A 24846-nucleotide genomic window follows, 5' to 3' on the forward strand; every position below is an offset into this window, starting at 1 on the left:
CGAGGACACGACCCGGCTGCAGGCTCAGAAATACATCAGGTAGGCGACGCCGTAGGTGACCGGATCGAGCTTGGCCTTGCCGAGCGTGCTGCCGTCCACTTTCACGTCGCTGCGCATGCCGGTCCAGCGTGCGTCCACGCGGATGGCGCTGCGCTCGCCGACGGCGAAGTCCACGCCGGCATGCAGCGCCGGACCAATGGTGTCCTTGAACTTCACGTCGTTGGACGCGAACGCGCCCTTGCCGTCGCTGCCGAGGAAAGCGGTGTAGTTGAGGCCGGCGCCGACGAACGGGGAGATGTCGCCGTTGCCGTTGAAGTGGTACTGCAGCGAGATGGTGGGCGACAGCATCCAGGCGCTGCCAATATCGCCGCCGCGGTCAACGCCGATCTTCTGCTGGCCGACCAGGCCCTGGATCTCCACGCCGAGGTTGCCGCGGAAGAAGTATTCGTAACTGAACGATACGGCCGGCGCGACGTCGGCGTCGAAGCGCTGGTCGCTGCCGCGCAGCGTGCCGTTGGACGACCCCGGCACCATGCCGTGCAGACCATAGCTGGTGGTGAAGTGGCCGGCCGACTGCGCCGCGGCGGGCAGGGCGATGCTGGCGAGGGCGGCGACGGCAAGGCGACGGAACAGGCGTGGCGGCATGGGAGACCCCGGTGGACGACGAGTGGGCGGATGCGAACCCCGTGTCGGCCCGGCGGGCACCGATCCACATCCGTGTGGCGCGTAGTCTGCCAGAGAAGCGGGGCGGACGCGCTGCGCTCCGGAAAGGCCGCGTGTGCGGCCCGCGTGTCGATCCGGTACGGCCATGCTCCGGAATGGCGCCGCTGCCGCGAGCGGCGCCGATCCTGTTGCCGCCGGCGCCGCCGGCGCCGCAGGTCGCAGCGGCGCCGGCGCCCGTCTCAGAACTTCATCACGTAGGCCAGGCCGTACACCAGCGGATCGATGTGCGCGGTGCCCAGGTCGCTGCCGTTGACCTTGACCTTGCTGTCGATGTCGATCCAGCGCATGTCCACGCGCAGCGCCGACTTGTCGGTGAGCGCGATGTCCACGCCGGCATGCGCGGCCAGGCCCCAGGAGTCGTCCAGCTTGAGCTTGCTGCCGGCCAGCGCGCCGGTGGTCTTCTCGCTGAAGAAGGTGGTGTAGTTGAGGCCGGCGCCGACGAACGGCGAGACCTTGCCGGCGCTGTTGAAATGGTACTGCAGCGACACCACCGGCGGCAGGTGCTTGGTGCTGCCGACCTTGCCCACGCCCTTGACGCTGATGTCGTGCTCGAACGGCAGCGCGGCCAGTACTTCCACGCCCAGGTCCTGGTGCACGAAGTACTCGAAGGTCACCGTCGGCCGGATGTTGCTGTCGATGCGCAGCGGCAGGGTGCCGCCGGCGAGCGTGCCGTTGTCGGACTTCGGGTTGACCTGGTGGGCGCCGATGCCGATGGTCCAGTCGCCTTGCGATTGCGCCAGCGCCGGCAGGGCGCACAGGGTCAGGGCGGCGGCCAGGCCGGCGAGCAGGAGGGGGGAGGTGGTGCGCATGGTGGAGTCTCGGTTGGGTGTGGGCGCAGTGTCCGGCGCGCCGCCCCATGCCGCCTTGATCCTGATCAAACCGGCGTGTCCGGCGTGGCGCGGCCGGCCTGCTAGAATGGGATTTCCCCTTCCATCCGCCGCGCCAGGCGCGGCCGCAGGAGCTACTGAAATGGCAATCAAGGTCGGCATCAACGGTTTCGGTCGCATCGGGCGCAACGTGCTGCGCTCGGCGGTGCAGAATTTCGGCAGCGACATCGAGATCGTCGCCATCAACGACCTGCTCGAGCCGGATTATCTGGCTTACATGCTGCAGTACGACTCCGTGCACGGCCGCTTCCAGGCGGAGGTGTCGGTCGACGGCAATCATCTGCTGGTCAACGGCAAGAAGATCCGCCTGACTCAGGAACGCGATCCGGCGGCGCTGAAGTGGGGCGAGGTCGGCGTGGACGTGGTGATCGAGTCCACCGGCCTGTTCCTGACCAAGGAAACCGCGCAGAAGCATCTGGACGCCGGCGCCAAGAAGGTGATCCTGTCGGCGCCGTCGAAGGACGACACGCCGATGTTCGTGTATGGCGTCAACGACAGCACCTACGCGGGCCAGGCCATCGTCTCCAACGCCAGCTGCACCACCAACTGCCTGGCGCCGCTGGCCAAGGTGATCAACGACAAGTGGGGCATCAAGCGCGGCCTGATGACCACCGTGCACGCGGCCACCGCCACCCAGAAGACCGTGGACGGGCCGAGCAACAAGGATTGGCGCGGCGGCCGCGGCATCCTGGAGAACATCATTCCGTCCAGCACCGGTGCGGCCAAGGCGGTCGGCGTGGTGATCCCGGAGTTGAACAAGAAGCTCACCGGCATGAGCTTCCGCGTGCCGACCTCGGACGTGTCGGTGGTCGACCTGACCGTGGAACTGGAGAAGCCGGCCACCTACGCCGAGATCTGCGCTGAGGTGAAGGCGCAGAGCGAAGGCGCGCTGAAGGGCATCCTCGGCTACACCGAGGACAAGGTGGTGGCCACCGATTTCCGCGGCGACGCGCGCACCTCCATCTTCGACGCCGATGCCGGCATCGCCCTGGACGGCACCTTCGTCAAGCTGGTGTCCTGGTACGACAACGAGTGGGGCTACTCCAACAAGTGCCTGGAAATGGTCAAGGTGGTGGCGAAGTAAGCCGCCTGGCGTCGTCCACAAAGAAAGCGCCTTGCGGCGCTTTTTTTGTGTCTATCCTATCGCCGTTGTGAACCGGGCTGCCGTTGGCGCTGCGCTTACTCGGCTTCGATGCGCATGTCCTCTCCGCTACCGGTCACTTTGACCCGGCTGCCGACCGCCAGCCCGGACACCTCGGCACTGGGCTTGGAGACCACCACTTGCGTCTTGTTGTCGAAGCGGACTTTAACCATATAGTGCGCCGCCGGGCCATTGCCGGCGATCTTGGCGCCGACGGTCTTGCCTGCGGCTTCGCCGGCGCCAGCGGCCACTGCCGTTGCGCCGACGTTGGCATTGCTGGCTTTCAAACCCAAAATGCTGCCAGCCATGCCGCCGAGCTTGGACGCGACATCCGTGATCTTCTTAGTGCGCTCAGGCACGTCCGTATTCTTGTTCTCGATCGGCTCCAGCGCCACGATCTCGCCGTGCCGTACTTCTGAGGCCATCGCGGATGCGGCCATCGCCAGTAGTGTGAATGCGATAGCCGACCAAGCGAAGCGGACGAGCGGTTTCTTTGCGGTCATTGATCTGCCCCTGTAGGTATGATGAAGCGCTGGCTTACCTGCGCTGTGCTTACTTGCTTTTCTTTGGCCGGCCCCAGCTTCGGAAGTAAGGATCGCATTTGCTGCCGGCGAAGTCGTAGCGGGTGATGATGCCCTCGGCATTTGCGATGAAGGTGACTTCGCAGTGATGTTCGGCCGGCACATACACCTGCTGGCTGTGCTCGTTCTGTTCGAAGATCGGTGTGGGCGCCATGCCCCCGCCGCCCGGGGTCATGCCGACGACTGCGCCCTGCGTGGTCCAGTAGTCGGTGCGGTAGTGCGCATCGACACCGAAGTTGTATGTATAGGCGGTTTCGTGAGTCTCGGGGTTTTCAGAGGTGTACAGGCCACGGTCTACCGGCCACTGCATCATCAATTCGCCGGCGTCGTGACCGACCCAGCTGCGGGCGATATCTTCGGGTTTGCCGAACATGTCGGCAGAAGAGAGTGGCGACACGCCTAATAGCGCAAAAGCGCACAGAAAGCGCATAACGCAGGAGCGACGAAACCTGTGCATTGCGGTACATCCTTGCTCTAGTGGTGCTGGATCCATGGACGAGCGTATCGAGCGCGATTGCGCGATTTCTATCACGCTCAGGTGACGCCGACAAGCGCCCTTGGATGCTTCCTTGGCTGACCTTCCAATAATATTTCCTACAGCGCCTGCAGGATCAGCGAGTGCCAGCCGGTGCGGTAGGTTTCGTAGCCGGGAGAGGCGGCGTGCGCGATGCAGTGCGGCCGGCCGTCGAGATCGATCAGCACGGCGCCGCGCGGCTGCTTGAACAAGGCGTCGCGGCCGTCGAAGTCGATCCGGTCCTGCAGCATGCGCCCGGCCGAGTCGGCCAGCACCCGGCCCTGCGCATCGACGATGCAGACGCGGCTGCGGCCCCATTCGGATTCGGACAGCGGCGTGCGCTGCACGATCGTCTGCGCCAGCGCGTCCCAGCGGAACACGATGCCCAGCACACCCAGCACGCGGCCATCGACGCGACCGCCGTCGCGCACCGTGCATGCGTATACCAGCACGCGCTCGCCGTCGGCCAGCGCGCTGGCATGCACGTCCTGAAAGCCGAATTCCTCGCCGCTGCGCGTGCGCATCGCGTGTTCGAACCATGGCTGCGCGGAGACGTCGCTGCCGACCGAGCCGAACTGCCGCGGCCGGCCGTTGGCGCGGATGCGGCCATCGCTTCCGGCCAGGATCAGGTCGAAGTAGACCGTGTACGAATCCAGGATCTGGCCCATGCGCCGCGAGGCGTAGGCCAGCGCCTCGGCATCGCTGTCGGCACGCGCCGCGGCGACCACCGCCGCGTCGGTGGCCCACCAGCGCACGTCGCAACTGCGCTCGTAGAGGTTGCGGTCGATCAGGTCGATGTTGCTCAGGGCCAGCTCGCTGAGCCGCGTGCGACGCACGTCGTCCTGCAGGCGGCCCAGTGTCTGCCGCATCTCCGCGCTGGTGCGCGCGGCGACCTTGTCCAGGTCCTGGGTGGCCTCGGCCACGCGTCGCGACAGCCCGTCCATTTCCTGCGCGATCACGCTGAAGCCGCGTCCGGCGGCGCCGATCCGCGCCGACTCGATGCGCGCGTTCATGGAGATCATGTGGGTGGTGCGGTTGATCGCGTCGATCCCCTGCAGCGAGCGGCGCAACTGGCCGAGCAACTGGTCGGACAAGCCGACGACGGCGCGAATATGGTCATCGATCCCCGCGTCGGCGGGGTGGGCGGGTAGGTTCATTCATGCTGCCTGCGGGGTGGGAGAAAACAGCAGACGGACGACGCGATAAGGGGTGTAGCGGCCGCCGGTGCACTGGGCTTGAGGGTGGTGTGAAAACCGTTTGTCGGAACGCCGGGCCTTGCGCTGACTGGGCTGCGGCCCCGTCCGTGGGCCGATGTCGGCGCCGAACTCGTCTACCATCTGCGCCAGGTCCGGCGCCGCCGGGCTCCCGGTGCGCGCCACGGGCGCCGCGCCACCGCCTTTGGAGATGTGAGACGAATGGACAAGTTGGTCGTGCTGGTGGTGTTTGCGGCGCTGGTGGTGCTGGCGTTGCCACTGCTGTCGATCGTGGCGTTGGTCGGGCAGTCGCGCCTGCGCCAGCGGCTCGCCGCACTGGAGGCGCAGGTGGCGCGGATGGCCGCCGCCACGCCTGCCGCCGCAACGGATCGCGCCGATGTCGCGGCCGCTGTCGCAGAGGGCCAGGCCGCCGTCGCCGAGTCCGAGGTCGAGGCGGAGGACATGCCGTTCGCTGCAGGCCTCGACCTTCCGCGTCCAGACCCGTTCGCCGAGCGCGCAGCGGCGCCGCCGCCGCTGCCGCCGCCCTTGCCGGTGCCTCCCAGGGGCGAGGATTTCGCGACGCTGGCCGCCGCGGTCGAACGCGCCGAGCAGCAGCAAGCCCAGGCGCGCACCGCCGCGGCGGCCCAGCCCGCCGCGCCGCGTGGGCCGGATCCGATCGAACGGCTGTTGGGCGGGATCAAACGCTGGTTCACCGAGGGCAATGTCCCGGTCAAGATCGGCATGCTGGTGCTGCTGGCCGGCGTCGCCGCGCTGCTGAAGTACGCCGGCGACCAAGGCTGGCTGCGCATGCCGATCGAGCTGCGCTACGCCGGCATCGCCGCCGCGTCGCTGGCCGGCCTGGCCTTCGGCTGGCGCCAGCGCACGCGCAAGCGCAGCTTCGCGCTGGCCCTGCAGGGTGGGGCGATCGGCGTGCTGCTGCTGACCGTGTTCGCCGCCTTCAAGCTGTCCGGGCTGATCCCCGCCGGCGCGGCGCTGGCGCTGAGCATCGCCCTGGTCGCGGGCATGTGCGTGCTGGCGGTGGCGCAGGAATCGCGCACGCTGGCGGTGCTGGGCACGCTGGCCGGCTTCCTCGCGCCGCTGTGGCTGTCCACCGGCAGCGGCAACCATGTGGCGCTGTTCTCCTACTACGCGCTGCTCAACGCGGCGGTGTTCGCGATCGCCTGGTACCGGCCGTGGCGGGTGCTGAACCTGCTCGGGTTCGGCTTCACCTTCGGCATCGGCACGCTGTGGGGCGTGTTGCAGTACCGGCCCGAGAAGTTCGCCAGCACCGAGCCGTTCCTGCTGCTGTTCTTCGCCTTCTACCTGCTGATCCCGATCCTGTACGCGCGGCGCCAGGCAGCGCGCAGCACGCTGATCGACGGCAGCCTGGTGTTCGGCACGCCGCTGATCGCGTTTTCGCTGCAGGCGGGGCTGCTGCGCGGCGACGGCCTGCCGTTGGCGCTGTGTGCGCTGGGACTGGCGGCGATCTATGCCCTGCTGGCGGCGGCGCTGATCCGGCGCGCGAGCTTCGCGGTGCTGGGGCAGGCGTATGCGGTGCTGGCGGTGGGGTTCGCCACGTTGGCGGTGCCGCTGGCGCTGTCCGCGCGCGCGACCGCCAGCGTGTTCGCGCTGGAGGGGGCGGCGTTGGCGTGGCTGGGCCTGCGCCAGCGGCGCTGGCTGCCGCAGTTCAGCGGCGCCGGCCTGCAACTGGCGGCGTCGTTCGGCTTCTTGGTGGGCGTGGAGGACATCGCCCAGGACACCCAGGCGGTGGCCAACGCCACCTTCATGAGCGGGCTGCTGCTGGCGCTGGCCGGCTTCGCCAGCGCCTGGTGCTACCGCCGTGGGCGGGCCGCCGTGCCGGCGCTTGGCTACTACGTGTGGGGGCTGTTCTGGTGGTGCGGGATCGGGGTCACCGAGATCGTGCGATTCGTCGACGCCGACGCGCGTGCCGACGTGCTGCTCGCCTGGGTCGCGGTCAGCGGCTGGCTCGCCGCCGAGGCGCAGCGGCGCTGGCCGGCACTGGCGCTGGCCGCGACCACGCTGGGTGGCCTGGCCCTGGCCTTGCCGCTGGCGGTCTGGCAGGCCGATGTGCACGGGCAGCCGTTCGCCGGGCATGGCGCCTGGGCCTGGGCGCTGTTCGCGGTGCTCGGCGTGCGCAGCCTGCTGTGCCTGCGCGACAGCGGTGGCGGCGTCGCGCGTGCGGCGCAGTTCGTGTGGTGGCTGGTGTGGCCCAGCGTGGTCGGGCTGCTGTGCACTTGGATCGCGCTGCACAGCGAGCTCGCCGCCGGCTGGCGCTGGATGCTGTTGCTGGCGCCCTGGTTGCTGGCGACGGCGCTGTCGCTGTGGCGCTGGAACTGGTTGGCGGCCCCGCTGGGTGCGGCATTCGCGCCGTGCCGCAGCGCGCTGCAGAGCACCTACTTCGGCCTGCTGGCGGTGGCCTGGCTGTACAGCCTGAGCCTGCCCGGCAGCAGCGCGCCGCTGCCCTGGGTGCCGGTGCTCAATCCGTTGGAACTGACCCAACTGGCGCTGCTGGTCCTGGGCGTGCGCTGGACCCGCACCGCGGAGCTGCCGGCGCTGCTGCGGCCCTGGCGCACCCAGCTGTTGGCCGGTGCCGGCTTCCTGTGGATCACCAGCGTCACCCTGCATGCGGTGCATTACTGGGCGGCGGTGCCGTGGCCCGGCGTGCTCGGCAATGGCGTGGCGCAGACCAGCCTGACCGTGGTCTGGAGCGTGCTGGGCGTGCTCGGCTGGGTGCTGGGCTCGCGGCGCGGCCAGCGCGGCCTGTGGCTGGCCGGCGCGGTACTGATGGCGGTGGTGCTGGGCAAGCTGTTGCTGGTGGACCGCGGCAACCTCGGCAACGTCGCCGGCATCGCCTCGTTCATCGCGTACGGGTTGTTGTGTACGGTGGTCGGCTATCTGGCGCCGGCGCCGCCGCGCGCTGCCGAACCGGCCGAGGAGGCCATCCCATGATCCGACGTGCGCTGTTTCCATTGTTGCTGGCCGGGTTGCCGCTGTGCGCGTTCGCGACCAGCCAGCGCGACGACTACGCCCAGCAGTGGCCGCTGACCCTGCAGGACGCCGATGCCGGCGCCTATCGCGTGCAGCTCGACGATGCGGTCTACCGCAGTGCGCAGCGCGCCTCGCTGGGCGACGTGGAGGTGTTCAACGCGGCCGGCGACCCGCTGCCGGCGGCCCTGTTCGCCGCCGAGCAGGCCGAGACGGCGCCGCGCCGGCAGCCGTTGCCGTGGTTTCCGCTGCCGGCGGCGCCCGACGGGCGGACCCCGGATCTGGAGCTGATCGCCGAGCGCGACAGCGACGGCAGTGTGCGCCGCATCCAGACCCGCGTGGCCGGCGCTGGCCCCGACGCGGGCGCTGCCGGCTGGCTGGTCGATGCCAGCGCGTTGCATGCGCCGCTGCGCGCACTGTCGCTGCAATGGGCCGCCGCTGCGCAGCCACAGCAGGCGCGCTACCGCGTCGAGGGCAGCGACGATCTGCGCGACTGGGAGGTGCTGGTGGCCGATGCGACCCTGGTCGACCTCAGCAACCAGGGGCACCGGCTGCAGCAACTGCGCATCCCCATCGGCCGCGAAGTGCGCTATCTGCGCCTGCTGCCGCTGGCCGGTGCCGGCGCGCCGCCGCTGACCGGGGTGGAGGCCGAACTGGCACCGACGCCGGTCGTCGCCGACTGGCATTGGCAACAACTGGACGCGGCGAGCACCGATCCCGCGCAGCACGGCTATGCCTTCGTGTCGCCGGGGCGCTACCCGGTGACGCGCGTCGACATCGCCTTGCCCGGCAACAACGCCATCGAATGGCGCGTGCAGAGCCGCGACAGCGCCGAGGCGCCATGGCAGGACCGCGCCGGTCCATGGCTGGCCTACCAGGTGGGCGGCGGCAGCCGCTCGCCGCCGCAGGCGCTGACTGCGCCGGTGCGCGACCGCTACTGGCGGTTGCTGGCGGCGCAGGACCCGGGCCGGCAGCGGCCGGCGCTGCGCCTGGGCTACCAGCCGGAGACGCTGGTGTTCCTGGCGCAGGGCGCGCCGCCTTATGCGCTGGCCGCCGGCAGTGCGCGCACCCAGCGTGCACAGGCGCCGCTGGCCGCCGCGTTGCAGGCCTTGCACACCCAGCGTGGGCCGCAATGGGCGCCGGCCACTGCCAGCCTCGGCGCGGCGCAGCCGCTGGCCGGTGCCGCGGCGCTGCAGGCGCCACCGCCGCCGCGCGACTGGAAGACCTGGCTGCTGTGGGCGCTGCTGGTCGGCGGTGCGCTGCTGGTGGTCGGTTTCGCGCTCAGCCTGCTGCGCAAACCCGGCGCCGGCGAGGGCACGGGCTGATCGATCCCGCGGCGACGGCGCGCACGCCGCGCCGCGCGCGCGCGGGGCAGCGCACCGTCCCCCACCGATTTGCCGCTGTGCGGCCGACGCCGGACAATGGCGGTTTCGCCGCTGCGCGGCGATCGGCCGAACGGCGTGCACCCGACGTTCCGATGCCGACGCCGATACTGCACCGATGGCGCGGTTTTCCCTTTGCAACCCCACGAAAGCGAGCAATCACATGTCCATCCTGCGAATGACCGATCTCGACCTGTCCGGCAAGCGCGTGCTGATCCGGCAAGATCTGAATGTGCCGATCGACAATGGCCTGATCACCTCCGAGCAGCGCATCCTGGCCTCGGTGCCGACGCTCAAGCACGCGCTGGAACAGGGCGCGGCGGTGATGGTGACCTCGCATCTGGGCCGGCCCAAGGAAGGCGTGTGGACCCAGGAGGATTCGCTGGAGCCGGTGGCCATCCGCCTGGCTGCGCTGCTCGGCGTCGACGTGCCGCTGATCCGCGACTGGGTCGATGGCGTGGACGTGCAGCCCGGGCAGATCGTGCTGCTGGAGAACTGCCGCATGAACGTCGGCGAGGGCAAGGACGACGAGGCCCTGGCGAAGAAGTACGCGGCGCTGTGCGACGTGTTCGTGATGGACGCGTTCGGTACCGCGCACCGTGCGCAGGCGTCCACCCATGGCGTGATCAGGTTCGCCCCGGTCGCCGCCGGCGGCCCGCTGCTGATGGCGGAGCTGGACGCGCTGGCCAAGGCGCTGGAACAGCCGGCCAAGCCGCTGCTGGCGATCGTCGCCGGCAGCAAGGTCTCGACCAAGCTGGAACTGCTGTCCAACCTGGTGGACAAGGTCGATCAGCTGATCGTCGGCGGCGGCATCGCCAACACCTTCATCGCCGCGGCCGGGCATGCGGTCGGCAAGTCGCTGTGCGAGCCGGACCTGCTCGACACCGCGCGCAAGATCGTGGCCGACGCCAATGCGCGCGGCGCGGCGATCCCGCTGCCCAGCGACGTGGTGGTGGCCAAGCAGTTCATGCCCGACGCCGAGGCCACGGTGAAGGCGGTCACCGACGTCGCCGACGACGACCTGATCCTTGACATCGGCCCGCAGACCGCCGCGCACTACGCCGAGCTGATCGCCAAGGCCGGTACCGTGGTCTGGAACGGCCCGGTCGGCGTGTTCGAGTTCGATGCCTTCGGCAAGGGTACCGAGACCCTGGCGCGGGCGATCGCCGCCTCGTCGGCGTTCTCCATCGCCGGCGGCGGCGACACCCTGGCCGCGGTCGACAAGTACGGCATCGCCGAGCAGGTCAGCTACATCTCCACCGGCGGCGGTGCGTTCCTGGAGTTCCTGGAAGGCAAGACCCTGCCGGCGGTGGCCGCACTGCAGGCGCGCGGCGCGTGAGCGCCGCCGACGTCCTGTTCTTCGACCTGGACGGCACCCTGGTCGATTCGGAGGCCGGCATCGTCGGCAGCCTGCGCCATGCCTTCGCCGAACTGGGCCAGCCGCTGCCGACCCCGGCGCAGTTGCGCGCCTGGATCGGCCCGCCGCTGCGCGACAGCTTCCAGCAGCACTTCGGCGGCGATGCGGCGTTGGTGGAGCAGGCGTTGACGCTGTACCGCAGCCGCTACGACAGCCATGGCTGGCGCGAGCACACGGTGTTCCCGGACATCGGCGCGGCGGTGGAGGCGGTGGCTGCGGCCGGTCACCGCTTGGCGGTGGTGACCTCGAAGAACGAACGCTTCGCGCGGCGCATCGTCGAGCAGTTGCCGTTCGGCGCTCGCTTCGAGGAGATCGTCGGTGCCAGCGACGACGGCGCGCGCCGGGCCAAGCCGGACCTGATCGCCGAGGCGCTGCGGCGGCTCTCTGTCGTGCCGGCGCAGTGCCGCATGATCGGCGACCGGCGCATGGACATCGACGGCGCGCGCCATCACGGCATGCGCAGCATCGGCGTGCTGTGGGGCTTCGGCGATGTCGAGGAACTGCGCCAGGCCGGTGCCGATGTGCTGGCGCAGTCGCCGGCGCAGTTGCCGGCGCTCGTCGCGGCCTGAATGGGCACTTGCGCCGGTGCGTCCGGCGCACAGGGCGCTGGCTGCGCATGCTGCGTCGCCTGGCGTGAGCCTGCCCGCGCGGTGTCCGCAGGCCGGCGGCTGTTGGCGTTGCATGACCACATACTGTCCCGCATTGTCCGCTCGCTATGCCGGACCGCGCGTGCGTCTATGCCGAAATGCCATGCTGTGTGATGGACGCGTGTGCTAGCTTTGAGCGCTTTTTCCAAGGATGCCATCATGATCGAACGCCAGCGCCGCACCAAGATTCTCGCCACCCTCGGTCCGGCCACCGACCCGCCCGGCGTGCTCGAGGATCTGTTCCGCGCCGGCGTCAACGTGGTGCGGTTGAACTTCAGTCACGGCGATCCGTCCGGCCAGGCCAAGCGTGCCGCCGAAGTGCGCGCCGCCGCGGCCCGCGTCGGTGCCGAGATCGGCATCCTCGCCGACCTGCCCGGTCCGAAGATCCGCATCGAGCGCTTTGCCCAGGGCAAGGTCTCGCTCAAGCTCGGCGACCGCTTCGACCTCATCGCCGACCCCAATGCCGCGCCGGGCGACGCCAGCCAGGTCGGCGTCAGCTACCTGGGCCTGCCGCAGGACGTGGCGCCGGGCGACGTGCTGCTGCTGGACGATGGCCTGATGCAGCTGAAGGTGGTCGAGGTGCAGGGCGAGCGCATCGTCACCAGCGTGCTCAACGACGGCGTGTTGTCCGATCGCAAGGGGCTCAACAAGCAGGGCGGCGGCCTGTCGCTGGGCGCGCTGACCGAGCGCGACAAGGAACTGATCGGCATCGTCGCCAAGATCGGCGTCGACTTCATCGCGGTGTCGTTCTGCCGCAACGCCGAGGACATGAACGAGGCGCGGCGCATCGCCCGCGCGCACGGCTGCGATGCGGCGCTGGTGTCCAAGATCGAGCGCACCGAGGCGATCGAGAACCTGAGCGAGATCGTCGAGGCCTCGGACGTGGTGATGGTCGCGCGTGGCGACCTGGGCGTGGAAATCGGCGACGCCGAGCTGCCCGGCCTGCAGAAGAAGATCATCAAGGAATCGCTGGCGCAGAACAAAGTGGTGATCACCGCCACGCAGATGCTGCAGTCGATGGTGGAAAGCCCGATCCCGACCCGCGCCGAAGTGCTGGACGTGGCCAACTCGGTGATCGACGGCACCGACGCGGTGATGCTGTCGGCCGAGAGCGCCGCCGGCGCCTATCCGATCCGTGCGGTCGAGGCGATGGCGCGCATCTGCCTGGGCGCCGAGCGCCAGTTCGAGACCGAAACCGACTTCGGCATGGCCCCGCGCAACCTCGAGCGCGCCGACCAGGCCATCGCCATGGCCACGATGTTCCTGTCCCAGCACGTGGGCGTGCGCGCGATCGTGGCGATGACCGAATCCGGCGGCACCCCGCGCTACCTGTCGCGCTTCCGCGCCAAGGCGCCGATCTTCGCGGTGACCCGCCACGACGGCGCGCGCCGGCACATGGCGATGATGCGCGACGTGTTCCCGATCAACTTCGACAGCCGCGGCCTGACTCCGCGCGAGGCCGCGCGCGGCGCGATCCGCGTGCTGGTCGAAGCCGGCCTGCTGGCGCCGGGCGACCGCGTGGTGTTCACCAGCGGCGAGCACATGGAAACCCACGGCGCGACCAACACCCTGCGCCTGCTCGAGGTCGGCCCGGACGGCCGTGCCAGCGGCCTGGGCGAACTCTGAAGGACGCGGCGCGGCGGCCCCGGCCGCCGCGCCGTCGGCAACACCTGTTCGATCGCGCATGGAACGGCGCGGCGCCCTCCCGTTCCCTGATCGTGCGACACCCCCATGACGTCCCCAAGCGCGCACGCCGAACTCGGGCTGGACCTGCCCGAGCGCCCCGGCACGCATTGCCTTGAACACCTGATCCAGGCCTCGGCCACGCGCGAGCTGGTGGTCACCGAGGATATCCGCGACCGCCGCGGCATCCTGCTCGTCGCCAAGGGCCAGCGCATCAACGCCGGCCTGCGCGAGCGCCTGATCGCGCGGCGCCTGCTGCGTCCGCTGGAATCCTCGCTGGCGTTCTGCGAGGAACTGCGCCCGAGCGAAGTGCAGCTGGCCGCGCAGCGCGAACTGGACGAACACCCGCATCTGCGGCAGTTGCTGGGCGAGCAGGCGCAGCCGGTGATGGCCATGCTGGCCCGCGCCCGCACGCTGGGCGCGCCGGGCACCTTGCTGACCACCCTCGGCCAGACCCGGCCGGCCGCGTTCTCGCACGCGGTGCGGGTGGCGATGCTGGTGTCCTGGCTGGCGGCGCTGCTGTCGCGCTCGGATGCGGCGATGCGCGAGGCCGCGGAAGTCGGCCTGCTGCACGATCTCGGCGAGATGTACGTGGATCCGGTGGTGCTGGAGATTCCGGAGGCGCAGCAGGACTTCGCGCAGTGGCGCATGCGCTGCGTGCACCCGGTGATCAGCGCCGCGCTGCTGGGCGAATCCGGCGTGTACTCGGCGCAGCAGGCCGCGGCCGCACGCGAGCACCACGAACGCATCGACGGCTCCGGCTATCCGGTCGGCGCGTCGGCGCTGTCGCCGTTGGGCCGGTTGATCTCCTGTGCCGAAGCGCTGGATGGGTTGTTCGAACGCGAGCAGGGCCAGGCGCAGGCGCTGGCGCGGATGCGCATCGCGCTGCGCGTGGTGCCCGGACAGTTCCCGCGCGACGTGGTCGACCTGCTGACCGAGCGCCTGCGCGACTGCGCGCTGGAACAGGCGCCGGCGCACGATCCGCAGCACCTGCGGGAGGTGGTGGCGGCCCTGCTCGACGGCCTGGAGCGGGCGCGCGACGAGGCGTTGCGGCTGCAGCGCGGCGGCGACCTGCGCGAGGACGAGCGCGCGGCCTTGCAGCATCTGCTGCTGTTGATCGTGGGCTACATCATGGCCATCCACGATTCCGGCGCCGGCAAGATGGTCGAGCAACTGCCGTGGCTGATCGCCGCGCCGGAAGCGGCCGAGGAAGTCGATCGCGTCTGCTGCGAGCTGCGCTGGCAGCTGCCGGGGCTGCGCCGCCACGCCGCGTTGCTGGCGCACCGCCGCGCGCGCAGTGCCGACGACTGGCAGCCCTTGCTCGATGCGCTCGACATCGCCTTGCCGACAGCGCAGGGCGCGCCTGCGCCGGTGCCGGCCCTGGACACTGCGCCGCTGCAGACCGCGCAGGCCGAACAAGAGGCGCAGTGTGACGCAATGACGGATGCACTTGGCTGACGTGCCGGGAACATGCACGGTCTACGCCTGTAACCGCTTGCAATTCCCGCGGTAACGGAATGCATGCAGGCCGGCCCGGTATAATGGGCGTTCCCCCGCTGCAGCCATCAGGAACCGTATGAGCATCGAACAGCTTGCCGAAACCGCACAGGCAATGGTCGCCCCGGGCAAGGGCATCATCGCGATCGACGAATCCACCAGCACCATCGCCAAGCGCTTCGCCGGCGTGGGCATCGAGAATGTCGAAGAGAATCGCCGTGCCTACCGCGAGCTGCTGCTGACCACGCCCAAGCTGAGCGACCACATCTCTGGCGCGATCCTGTACGACGAGACGATCCGCCAGAAGACCAAGGACGGCGTGCCGTTCGCCAAGTACATGGCCGAGCACGGCATCATCCCCGGCATCAAGGTCGACAAGGGCACGCATCCGCTGGCCGGCATGCCGGGCGAACTGATCACCGAAGGCCTGGACGGTCTGCGCGCGCGCCTGGAGGAGTACTACAAGCTCGGCGCGCGCTTCGCCAAGTGGCGTGCGGTCATCACCATCGGCGAGGACATCCCGTCGGGCGTGTGCATCGAGACCAACGCGCATGCGCTGGCCCGCTACGCGGCGCTGTGCCAGGAGCAGGGCCTGGTGCCGATGGTGGAGCCGGAAGTGCTGATGGACGGCGACCACGACATCGAGACCTGCTACGAGGTCACCGAAGCCACGCTGCGTTCGCTGTTCGGCGCGCTGTACGAGCAGAACGTGGTCCTGGAAGGCACCATCCTCAAGGCCTCGATGGTCATCGCCGGCAAGGACTGCGACGAGCAGGCCAGTGTCGAGGAAGTGGCCGAGTCCACCGTGATGTGCCTCAAGAGCACTGTGCCGGCGATCCTGCCGGGCATCGTGTTCCTGTCCGGCGGTCAGACCGACGAGCAGTCCACCGCGCACCTCAACGCGATGAACCAGCTCGGCAACCTGCCGTGGCCGCTGAGCTTCTCCTACGGCCGCGCCATGCAGCAGGCCGCGCTGAAGCTGTGGGCGCAGGACATGAAGGGCAATTTCGCCAAGGCGCAGCAGGTGGTGTACGAGCGCGCCAAGGAAAACGGCCTGGCCGCGCTGGGCAAGTGGCAGGGCTGATCACCCCCGCAACGCCTACGAGGAAAGAAAAACGCCGGCATCGCCGGCGTTTTTCGTTTCGGGGCCATCGTGTTGCGGGAGCCGGCAGCGGAGCTTGCGCACTGGTGGCCAGGCCGCAGGGCGCGTCGGCGAGGCACGCCGCGGCGCTCAGGGCGCCAACGCCGCCGGCGCGTGGAAGCGATAGCCGCTGTTGCGCAAGGTCTTCACCGGCAGCGGGCGTCCGCTGATTTCCTCCACGCGGCGCCGCAGGCGGTACATCTGCGTGTCCAGCCGCCGCCGGTCGTACTCGAGGAAGTTCACCCCCAGCGCGTCGGCGATCTCGCGGTGGCCCACGCTCTCGCCGGCATGGCGCATCAGGCAGGCCAGCACCAGCAGATCCTGGCGCGACAGCGGCACCGGCGGCGCGTTGGGAACGTTCAGGCGTGCGGCGGCCAGTTCCAGAACCCAGCGCGCCGCCGGCGGCGGCAGGGCCAGGCGCCGGCCCAGCGACGCCAGGGTGGCGGCGAGTTCGTCCAGATCGACGCCCTTGCCCAGGTAGTGGTCCACGCCGAGTTCCAGTCCCGCGATGCGGTCGCTGGCGGTGTTGCGTGCACTGAACACCACGATGCCCAGCCGATGGCCGGCACGCCGCAGTTCACTGACCAGTTCCAGGCCACTGCCGTCGGGAAGACCGACGTCGATCACGGCCATGGTGTGGCGCGCCGGATCGAACCGCGTCCGGAAGCCGGCGATGCTGTCCACGCAGAGGACGACGTAGCCCAGATCCTGCAGGAACTCGCCGAGTTCTTCGCACAGCACCGGCTCGTCCTCGAGCAGGATCACCTCGGACATGGAGTCGCGTCCTCGCGCAGTGCGGTTTGCTGTAACGTCATCGGCTGGCAAGGGTGCGGTATGGCGAATGATGGCGCAATGGTGGCGCTGGCTGGTGGGCGCATGGCTTGTGGTGGGCGTGGCCGTGGCCGCCGACGCGGCGCCATCCCCGGTCGCGGCGCTGCCGTTGACCAGCGCGCACCAGGATGCGAGCGGGTATCTGCAGCGCCTGGACGATCCGCACGGCCGACTGGACGTGGTGCAGGCCGCCGCCGCGACCGGCTGGACCCGGCTGCCCGACGGCCTCAACGCGGGATTCGCCGACGGTGCCGTGTGGCTGCGCCTGCCTGTTCATGTCCAGAGTGTACCGCCCGGCGGCTGGATGATGCGATTGAGCAATGCCTTGCTCGACGACGTGCAGGCCTACGTGCGGCCCGAGGGCGGCGCCTGGCGCGCACTGGGGGACAGCGGCGAACGCGTGCCGCGGCGCGATTGGCCGGTGGACTACCGCAGCCCGGTCTTCCAGTTCGCGCCAACGCATGCGGGCGATTACGAGGTGCTGCTGCGGTTGCGCAGCAAGAACGCGTTGGTCACCCGTCTGGACGTCTGGCAACGGCTGCCCTTCGATAACCACTCGCGGCGCGAGGGGCTGCAGTTCGGCCTGTATTTCGGCTTCTACCTGTTGCTGCTGTGCCTGCACGTGTTGTTCTGGCTCGCCACGCGCGCGCGCATGAGTGGCCTGTTCGTGGCCTATCTCGGCGGCTGCGTGTTCAACGAAGCGATGTCCATCGGCCTGGTGCAGCAGGTCACCGGCATGCCGATGGCGTGGAGCGACACGCTGTTGGGCATCAGCATCGCCTGCAGTCTGCCGGTGGGATTCCAGGTCGCCAGCCGGCAACTGAACCTGCGCGCCTTTCATCCGCGGCTGGTGCGCTGGGGCACACGTCTGCTGTGGGCGGTCGCGTTGGGGTGCGCCGTGTTCGTGCTCGCCGGCCACTACGCCTGGGGCATGCAGCCGGTGCAGTCGCTGGGTCTGCTGGAGATCCTGCTGCTGGCGGGGCTGGGGCTGCACCTGCTGTGGCGCCGCTATCGGCCGGCGCTGTTCTTCGTGCTTGCGTTCTTTCCGTTCTATCTGGGGGTGATGCTGGGCTTCCTGCGCAACCTCGGATTCGTCCCGGTCAATGCGTGGACCCAGTACGCCACCACGTTCGGCACCATGCTGCACATGACGCTGCTGAGCGTGTTCCTCATCGGTCGTTACGAGCGGCAGCGCCGATTGCGCGAACGGCGGCATGCCGAGGCCGCGGTGGCACTCGCGCGCAGGCACGGTCTGGCGCTGGAGCGTGACGTGGCCTTGCGCACCGCAGAGCTGCGCAACGAAATCGGCAGGCGGCAGGCGCTGGAGAACGACCTGCGCGGCTTGCTGCAGACCGAGCGCAAGGTCATGCAGGAGCAACGCGATTTCGTGGCGATGGTGTCGCACGAGTTCCGCACGCCGCTGGCCGTCATCATGACCTCGGCGCAACAGCTGGCGCGCAAGCTGGATGCGCCGCCGGAACGCAATCGCGTGCGCTGCGGCAACATCCGCGACGCGGCGCAACGGCTGCTGGCGCTGGTGGACGAGTATCTCGCCGACGACCGCATGGGCGAGGCGGCCTCGGAACTGCGGCTGCAGCCGTGCGCCCTGCGCGTCCTGCTCGACGACCTGTGCGGTGACTTCCCGCCGCAGCGCGTGGTCTGCGAGATTCTCACCGACGACGACGGTCTGCTCACCGACACCGGACTGCTGCGGGTGGCCGTGCGTAACCTGCTCGCCAATGCCGACCGCCATTGCCCGGCGGGCATGGCCATCCGCGTGCGCGTCCGCGGCAGTGCCGGAGGGCTGCGGCTGGAGGTCGCCAATCCGGGCGAACGCATCGCGCCTGCCGAACGCGAGCGGCTGTTCCAGAAGTACTACCGCGGCGAAAGCGCGCGGCATGCGCCGGGCGCGGGGCTCGGTCTGTACTTGGTGCGGCGCATCGCCGAGCGTCTTGGGGGATGGGTCGGCCTGGCCAGGCAGGCACCCGACGAGTCGGTCTGCTTCGTATTGCTGCTGCCGCGCCGCCCGGATGCACAGCTCGCAGTGTCGCGCGTGTCGCCGGCGACGGATGCCTGATCGCAGGCGGCCGTGCGTATCCCGACGCACGCTCTGCGCCAACAGCAAAAACAATCGGGCGCGCGGCGATCGATCGCCGCGCGTTCGTGCAGAGAGCCCGGTGCCGATTCGTGTGCCGGCGAGGGCCGTGACGAAAGCGGTGCCATGACCCGACGACACCGCCGCGCGGTGTCGTCAGGTCATTCCCGGCTACTGCCGGATGATGCAGCTGTCCGCGGAGGCGTTGGACGCGCCCGGGCTGCACGCGACTGCCGGGGCGCGGATGCCGCCGTCGACGATCAGGATCGAGTCGGTGGCGGCCGTCACGGTGCCGCTGCTGCCGCCATGTGCCGCGGCCGCCAGTTGCCTGGCCGTCTCCTCAGCCTTTTGCGGACTGGTCTCTGTCGTGCTGCCGGCATCGCTGGTCACCGTGGCGGCGGCGACCGAGGTGTTGATCGCCTGCACGGTGGTGGTGGGCAACTGGACAGCGGCGCCGCCGCCATCGCCGCTGCCGGCGACCACGTTCAACAAGCCATCGACGTAGCTGATGGTGTAGTTGGACAGCCCTGCGCCGGTGGCGCCGGAGGCGGTGATGGCGTAGTTGCCGACCGCAGCGCCGCTGCCGGCACCGGCACTGTTCAGGGCGACGCCGGAGACGGTGTCGCGGTTGAGCAGGCCGGAGACACGGTAGCCGGTGAGGGTGGCGGTGCTGCCGACGGTCTTGCTGGCATCGCTGGCGACGATGCGCAAGGTGGCCGGATCGACGCGCAGGCTGCCGTCGACGTAGCTGACGACGTAGTTGGACAGTCCGGCGCCGGTCGCGCCGGAGGCGGTGATGGCGTAGTTGCCGACCGCGGCGCCGGCACCGGCGCCGGCGCTGCCCAGGGCGACGCCGGAGACGGTGTCGCCGTTGAGCAGGCCCGAAACGCTGTAGCCACTGAGGTTGACGGTGCCGCCATAGGTCTTGTTGGCATCGTTGGCGACGATGCGCAGGGTGGCCGGATCGACGCGTAGGCTGCCATCGACATAGGTCACGACGTAATTGGACAGCCCTGCGCCGGTCGCGCCGGAGGCGGTGATGGCGTAGTTGCCGACCGCGCCGCCGGCACCGGCGCCGGCGCTGCTCAGGGCGACGCCGGAGACGGTGTCGCCGTTGAGCAGGCCCGAAACGCTGTAGCCGCTGAGGGTGACGGTGCCGCCGTAGGTCTTGTTGGCGTCGTTGGCGACGATGCGCAGCGTCGCCGGATCGACGCGCAGGCTGCCGTCGACGTAGTTGACGACGTAGTTGGACAGCCCGGCGCCGGTCGCGCCGGAGGCGGTGACGGCATAGTTGCCCACTGCGGCGCCGCTACCGGCGCCCGCGCTGCTCAGCGCGACCCCGGAGACGCTGTCGCTGCCGATCAGACCGGAAACGCGGTAGCCGCTGAGGTTGAGGGTGTCGCCGTAGGTCTTGGAGCCCGAGGTCGCCGTCACTGTCAGCGTCGCCGGGGTGATGGCGATGCCGCCGGAGACCACGTAGCCGATGTCGTAGCCCTGCTGCGAGGACGCCAGGCCACCGATCTGCAGCATGCCGTTGCCGGTGGTATAGCTGCCGACGCCATTGCCTGCGGTCGCGTAGCGCAGCGACGATCCGAACAGCAGGCTGGGGTTGAAGGCGCCGCCGGCCGTATAGGACGAGATCGTGCCGCTGACACCGTTGCCGTCGTAGGTCTTGTCGAGCCCGGAGAGGCTGGTGCTGATCGTCAACGGGGTCAGGAAGCTGCGCAGCAGCGGCGTGCCCATGTGTTCGTACAGGCGCCAGGTCTGGCCGGTGCCGCCGCGGTTGTCGATCGCCCAGCCGGCATCGGTGAAGGTGGACAGCGTGTTCAACGCGCTCCAGGACCTGCCGCCGCTGATCGCATCGATGCTGCCGGTGTTGCTGCCCGCCAAGCGCAGGCCGGCGTTGATCGGATTACCGCCGATGTCGGTGGCGAAGAAGCTGGCGTTGATCGTGCCACTGTTGGTGCCGACCAGGCCGCCGACGGCGTTGCTGCCGCCTATGTCGCCGATGGCGTAGCTGGCGTTGATGATGCCGCCATCGTTATAGCCGACCAGACCGCCGAGATACTGGGTGCCGATCACGCCACGGCCGCCGGCATAGGCCGCGTTGATGGTGCCGGTCAGGTTGTAACCGACCAGGCCGCCCGCATACTCGGTGGCGGCGATGAAACCAGTGGCATAGACACGGGCCAGACTGCCTCGAGAGTTGTACCCGACCAGCCCGCCGATGTACCACGTGCCGGAAACATCGCCGACGGCGTAAGCGTCGCTGAGGCTTGTGCTGAAGAGGTTACCGACCAGTCCGCCGACATAGCTGACTCCCGATGCGCCACCGGTCGCGTGCGCGTTCGTGATGGTCCCCCTGTTCGCCACTCCGATCAGCCCGCCGACGTAGTTCGAGCCGGAGACGCTCCCGCTGGCCTGCACATTGGTGAGGGTAGCGGTGGACGCCTGGCCTAGCAGACCGCCCGCATGCGTGGTGGTCGCGGTGACGTTGCCGCTGGCCGAGGCGTTCTGGATCTGGCTCTGATTGGCGTTGCCGATCAGCCCGCCGACATGGTCGCCGCTGGCGGTGCTGGTGCTGGTCGCGCTGCCGCTGGCCTGCACGTTGCTGTAGTTGCCCTGGTAGTCGTTGCCGACCAGGCCGCCGACACTGCTGCCGCCGGAGACCGTGCTCGACGAGGACGACGCGTTGATCGTGCCGCTGGCGTTGCTGCCGATCAGTCCGCCGACGTAGTTGCCGCTGTAGGGGCCGCCGCTGCCGACCACGCTGCCGCTGGTCTGCGCGCCGGTGATCGTCCCGGCGTTGTTGTAGCCGGTGAGGCCGCCGATGAAGTTGCCGGTGCCGCTCATGGTGCCGGTGACGCGGATGCCGCTGAGCGTGCCGGCATTGAAGCCGGCGACGCCGCCCACGTAGGCAGTGCCGGTGACGGTGGCGCCGGTCAGGGCGAGGTTGAGGATCCGGCTGGCGGCGCCGGTGTTGCCGAACAGGCCGACGTAGGACGTGCCGCCGCGGGCGATGGTCAGCGCGGAGATCGCGCGGTTCGCGCCGTCGAGGCTGCCGGTGAAGGCGTTGTTGCTGTCGCCGACCGGACTGAAGCCGGCGCTGCTCCACATGCCGCTGGCGTTGCTGCCGGCGGTCTGGCTGGCGTCGATGTCGGCCGACAGGCTGTAGTTGGCCGCCATGTTGTACGCCATCAGTTGCAACTGGTGCGCGTTGCCGATGGTGGTGCTGTACTCGCTGGCCAGGAACGGGCGCGTCTGCCCCTCGATCATGATCCAGGCCGGACTGCCGACGCCATCGCTGGCGACGTAGACGTTGCTGGTGCCGGCGAGCAACGCCCAGGTGCCGAGATTGCCGTAGGTGCTGTGGCTGTAACGGTTGTTGCTGCCGAAGCTGGTCAGATTGGTGGCGCTGCCGCCGCCCCCGCTGCTGATGGCATTGGCCTGGCCGGTGCTGTCGACGTCCCACGACGCATTGCTGACGCTGCCCGAATTGGCGCCGATCAGTCCGCCCACGTTGTTGTTGTTGGTGCTGATGACGGCACCCGTGGCGTAGCTGTTGCTGACGCTGCTGGAGCTGACGCTGGCACCACCCGCGTTATTGACGCCCACGAGCCCGCCCACCGAGGCCGTTGCGGTGACGCTGCCGGTGGCGTAGGTGTTGGCGATGGTGCTCTGGTAGTTCATGCCGACCAGCCCGCCGACCATGGAGCTGCTGCCGATCACGCTGCCGGTGGCGTAGCTGTTCTTGATCGAGCCGGCGTTCTGGTTGGTTCCGACCAGGCCGCCGACGGAACTGGTGCCGCTCACGGTGCTGGTGGAATACGTGTTGGTCAGGCTGCCGCCGTCGTTGTAGCCGACCAGGCCGCCGGTGTTGCTGGAGCTGCCGGTCACGCTGCCGGTGCTGTGGGAATTGCGGATCGTGGCGCCGACGTTGTTGCCCGCCACGCCGCCGACGGTGTTTTGCCCGTTGACGCTGCCGTTGAACACGCCGTTGTCGATCAAACCCAGGTTGTAGCCGGCCAATCCGCCGATGCCGCCCGAGGTGCCGCTCACCACGCCGTCGACGGTGACGTTCTTGATCGCGCCCTGGTTGTAGCCGACCAGGCCGCCGACGTAATAGCCGCCGGAGATGGAGACGTTGCCCAGGTGCACATCGCGGATGAGGCTGTTGCTGCTGGTGGTGCCGAACAGGCCGACGTAGCCGCTGGCGCCGGAGATGGTCAGGTTGTTGATGCTGTGGCCCAGGCCGGCCAGCTTGCTCTGGAAGGAGGACACCAGGGCGCTGCTGCGGGTGACGCCGGCCAGGTCGATGTCCTGGGCCAACGCATAGGCGCCGGGGCTGTTGAAATAGGTAGCCGCGTCGGCCAGCGAGTGGATCAGCGTGTACGCCTGCCCGTTGATCGCCAGGCTGGCGTGCGCGCCGCCGAGCGAGACGGGGGTGTTGACGTAGTAGTCGCCCGTGCCGCCGACGGTGCCGTTGTCGGTGTAGCCGCCGTAGTTCAGCACCAGGCCGGCCGTGTTGCCGGTGGCGGTGACGGCGGCATTGAGATAGATGCTGTGGTAGGCGTCCAGGGTCAGCGTGGAGTTGCCGCTCCAGCCGATCGCCGCATTGACGTTGATGTCGCCGCTGCCGTTGCTCACGGTGCCCGGGCCGCTGGCGTTGGTGCTGGAGGTGAGCAGGGTGACGTTGGTGCCGCCGTTCAACGCGCCGCTGATGGTGCTGGCGGCCGCGCTGTCCACGGTCAGGTCTTCCGGGTCGACCAGCCAGGTGCCGGCGCTGCCGGGGCCGGCGCCCTTGGCGCCGACGGCGATGCCGGAGAAGTCGACGGTGTGGCCGCTGGTTTCGAGCAGGCCGCCGCTGCCGCTGCCGGCCGCGTTGGCGCGCAGCGCGCCATGCACCGCGGTGTGGCCATCGGACCAGACCACGATGGAGCCGCCGTTGCCCTGGCCGGTCGCGCTGGCATCGAGCAGCGCGCCGTCGGCGACCGTGGCCGCACTGGCGTGTTGCAACTGTTCGCCGCCCTGGTAGCCGCCGCCGATGCGCACGCTGCCGCCGGCCGCGGTGCCGCTGGCGTCGATGCGGCCAGCGACGTTCACCGCGCCATCGGACAGCACCTGCACGCTGCCGCCGTGGGTGCCGGAGACATCGATGCGGCCGCTGCTGGCCACGTCGCCGCCGCTGCCGACCAGGCGCACGCTGCCGCCGGAGGTGTCGATGCCGGTGGCTTCGAGCGCGCCGGTGTTGTTGACCAGCAACTGCGACAGCCCGGTGCTGCCTGCCTGCAGCAGGATCTGCCCGCCATTGGCGCGCAGCGTGCCGCTGTTCTCCACCGCCGCCGCCGCGCCGTCCATCGACTGGCTGGCCGCCGCGACCATCTGCATGCCGATCGCGCCGGCCGCGTCCATGGTCACCTTGACCTGATCGGCGGAGAGCAGGCGGATGGCGCCGCCGTCGGCGCTGATGCTGCCGCGGTTGGCGACATGGTTGCCGACGAGATTGACCGAGCCGCCGTTGCCGGCGCGGATGCTGCCCTGGTTGACCACGCTGGCGGCGCCATGGTCGCCCCGCCCGAGCAGGTAGCCGTTGTCGTCGTCGCCGGCCAGGCCCAGCGAACTGGCGACCAGGCCGCCGACGTTCACCTGCGCGTGGTTGCCGAACAGGATGCCGGCGGAGTTGATCAGGAACACATTGCCGTTGGCGCGCAGGCTGCCGTCGATGACGCTGGCGCCGCGGCTGGCATCGATCAGGTTGAGCGCCACCGCCGAGCTGGACGGCTGCACGAACACCACGCTGGCGTCCTTGCCGACGTTGAAGCTGTTCCAGTTCAGCACCGCCTTGGCCGCGTTCTGGTCGATCTGCAGGGTGCCGCCGTTCTGCGACACGGTGGCGCCGGTGGCGCTGGACAGCGACGGCACGCCGCTGGCGTGAGCCGGCGCGGCCAGCGCACAGGCCAGGGCGAAGGGCAGCAGCGGCGCGGCCAGGCGCGCCGCGCCGTTGCCGGTGGCGCCGGCGTGGCCGGTGGCGACTTCGGAGGCGACCTGGAGCACGCCGAGGTGGCGGTTGAAGACGAGGCGGTAGATGCGGTTCATGGAGATCCCCAG

The 24846-nt window shown here is 69.6% G+C and carries 16 protein-coding genes; 9 read left to right on the top strand and 7 right to left on the bottom strand.

The window, feature by feature from the left end:
* Positions 1-24 precede the first annotated feature (24 nt).
* Positions 25-645 carry an OmpW family outer membrane protein gene (locus CEK65_RS05670; RefSeq protein ID WP_152181049.1) on the bottom strand — a complete coding sequence of 207 codons (621 nt, stop codon included), beginning with the start codon at positions 643-645 and terminating at the stop codon, positions 25-27.
* A gap of 257 nt (positions 646-902) precedes the next feature.
* The gene (locus CEK65_RS05675; RefSeq protein ID WP_017917377.1) at positions 903-1532 is read right to left on the bottom strand and encodes an OmpW family outer membrane protein; all 630 of its coding nucleotides are present in this window, start codon (positions 1530-1532) and stop codon (positions 903-905) included.
* A 160-nt stretch (positions 1533-1692) separates the two neighbouring features.
* Here CEK65_RS05675 and gap point away from each other — a divergent pair, with 160 nt between their 5' ends.
* The gene (gap, locus tag CEK65_RS05680; protein ID WP_017911669.1) at positions 1693-2694 is read left to right on the top strand and encodes a type I glyceraldehyde-3-phosphate dehydrogenase; all 1002 of its coding nucleotides are present in this window, start codon (positions 1693-1695) and stop codon (positions 2692-2694) included.
* 95 nt (positions 2695-2789) lie between these two features.
* Here the strand turns inward: gap and CEK65_RS05685 are convergent, their stop codons facing one another.
* The 3 genes from CEK65_RS05685 to CEK65_RS05695 form a co-directional block, all read right to left on the bottom strand.
* On the bottom strand, positions 2790-3191 hold the full coding sequence (locus tag CEK65_RS05685) for a hypothetical protein (protein WP_017917378.1): 402 nt from the start codon (positions 3189-3191) through the stop codon (positions 2790-2792).
* A 112-nt stretch (positions 3192-3303) separates the two neighbouring features.
* Positions 3304-3789, bottom strand: a complete 486-nt coding sequence (locus tag CEK65_RS05690) for a hypothetical protein (protein ID WP_026143952.1) — start codon at positions 3787-3789, stop codon at positions 3304-3306.
* 137 nt (positions 3790-3926) lie between these two features.
* A complete protein-coding gene (locus CEK65_RS05695; RefSeq protein ID WP_017917380.1) occupies positions 3927-5003 on the bottom strand; it encodes a cache domain-containing protein in 1077 nt (358 codons plus the stop codon).
* A 258-nt stretch (positions 5004-5261) separates the two neighbouring features.
* Between CEK65_RS05695 and CEK65_RS05700 the strand changes: the two genes are divergently transcribed.
* From CEK65_RS05700 to CEK65_RS05730, 7 genes are all read left to right on the top strand, one after another.
* Complete coding sequence (locus CEK65_RS05700; protein WP_152181050.1) at positions 5262-8009, top strand: DUF2339 domain-containing protein; 2748 nt, start codon at positions 5262-5264, stop codon at positions 8007-8009.
* The gene (locus CEK65_RS05705) at positions 8006-9370 is read left to right on the top strand and encodes a DUF3999 domain-containing protein (protein ID WP_152181051.1); all 1365 of its coding nucleotides are present in this window, start codon (positions 8006-8008) and stop codon (positions 9368-9370) included. The genes CEK65_RS05700 and CEK65_RS05705 overlap by 4 nt, the downstream gene beginning before the upstream one ends.
* 220 nt (positions 9371-9590) lie before the next feature.
* Positions 9591-10766: a phosphoglycerate kinase gene (locus CEK65_RS05710; RefSeq protein ID WP_026144302.1), complete on the top strand. Its 1176-nt coding sequence runs from the start codon at positions 9591-9593 to the stop codon at positions 10764-10766.
* Positions 10763-11413, top strand: a complete 651-nt coding sequence (locus CEK65_RS05715) for an HAD-IA family hydrolase (protein WP_017917711.1) — start codon at positions 10763-10765, stop codon at positions 11411-11413. The genes CEK65_RS05710 and CEK65_RS05715 overlap by 4 nt, the downstream gene beginning before the upstream one ends.
* Before the next feature lie 237 nt (positions 11414-11650).
* Complete coding sequence (pyk, locus tag CEK65_RS05720; RefSeq protein WP_010341498.1) at positions 11651-13117, top strand: pyruvate kinase; 1467 nt, start codon at positions 11651-11653, stop codon at positions 13115-13117.
* Between the two features lie 105 nt (positions 13118-13222).
* On the top strand, positions 13223-14632 hold the full coding sequence (locus tag CEK65_RS05725) for an HD domain-containing phosphohydrolase (protein WP_152181052.1): 1410 nt from the start codon (positions 13223-13225) through the stop codon (positions 14630-14632).
* Between the two features lie 118 nt (positions 14633-14750).
* Positions 14751-15755 (top strand): class I fructose-bisphosphate aldolase, encoded by a 1005-nt coding sequence (locus CEK65_RS05730; protein ID WP_010341500.1) that lies wholly within the window; start codon positions 14751-14753, stop codon positions 15753-15755.
* A 147-nt stretch (positions 15756-15902) separates the two neighbouring features.
* Here the strand turns inward: CEK65_RS05730 and CEK65_RS05735 are convergent, their stop codons facing one another.
* Positions 15903-16586, bottom strand: a complete 684-nt coding sequence (locus tag CEK65_RS05735) for a response regulator transcription factor (RefSeq protein WP_152181053.1) — start codon at positions 16584-16586, stop codon at positions 15903-15905.
* 94 nt (positions 16587-16680) lie between these two features.
* Here CEK65_RS05735 and CEK65_RS05740 point away from each other — a divergent pair, with 94 nt between their 5' ends.
* Positions 16681-18720, top strand: coding sequence for a sensor histidine kinase (locus tag CEK65_RS05740; RefSeq protein WP_226980479.1), 2040 nt, complete (start codon positions 16681-16683; stop codon positions 18718-18720).
* A 189-nt stretch (positions 18721-18909) separates the two neighbouring features.
* Here CEK65_RS05740 and CEK65_RS05745 read toward each other — a convergent pair whose 3' ends face one another.
* Positions 18910-24834, bottom strand: coding sequence for an MBG domain-containing protein (locus CEK65_RS05745; RefSeq protein ID WP_152181055.1), 5925 nt, complete (start codon positions 24832-24834; stop codon positions 18910-18912).
* Between the last annotated feature and the right edge of the window lie 12 nt (positions 24835-24846).

This window comes from Xanthomonas sp. LMG 12459 (assembly GCF_009192905.1).
Lineage (GTDB): Bacteria > Pseudomonadota > Gammaproteobacteria > Xanthomonadales > Xanthomonadaceae > Xanthomonas_A > Xanthomonas_A sontii.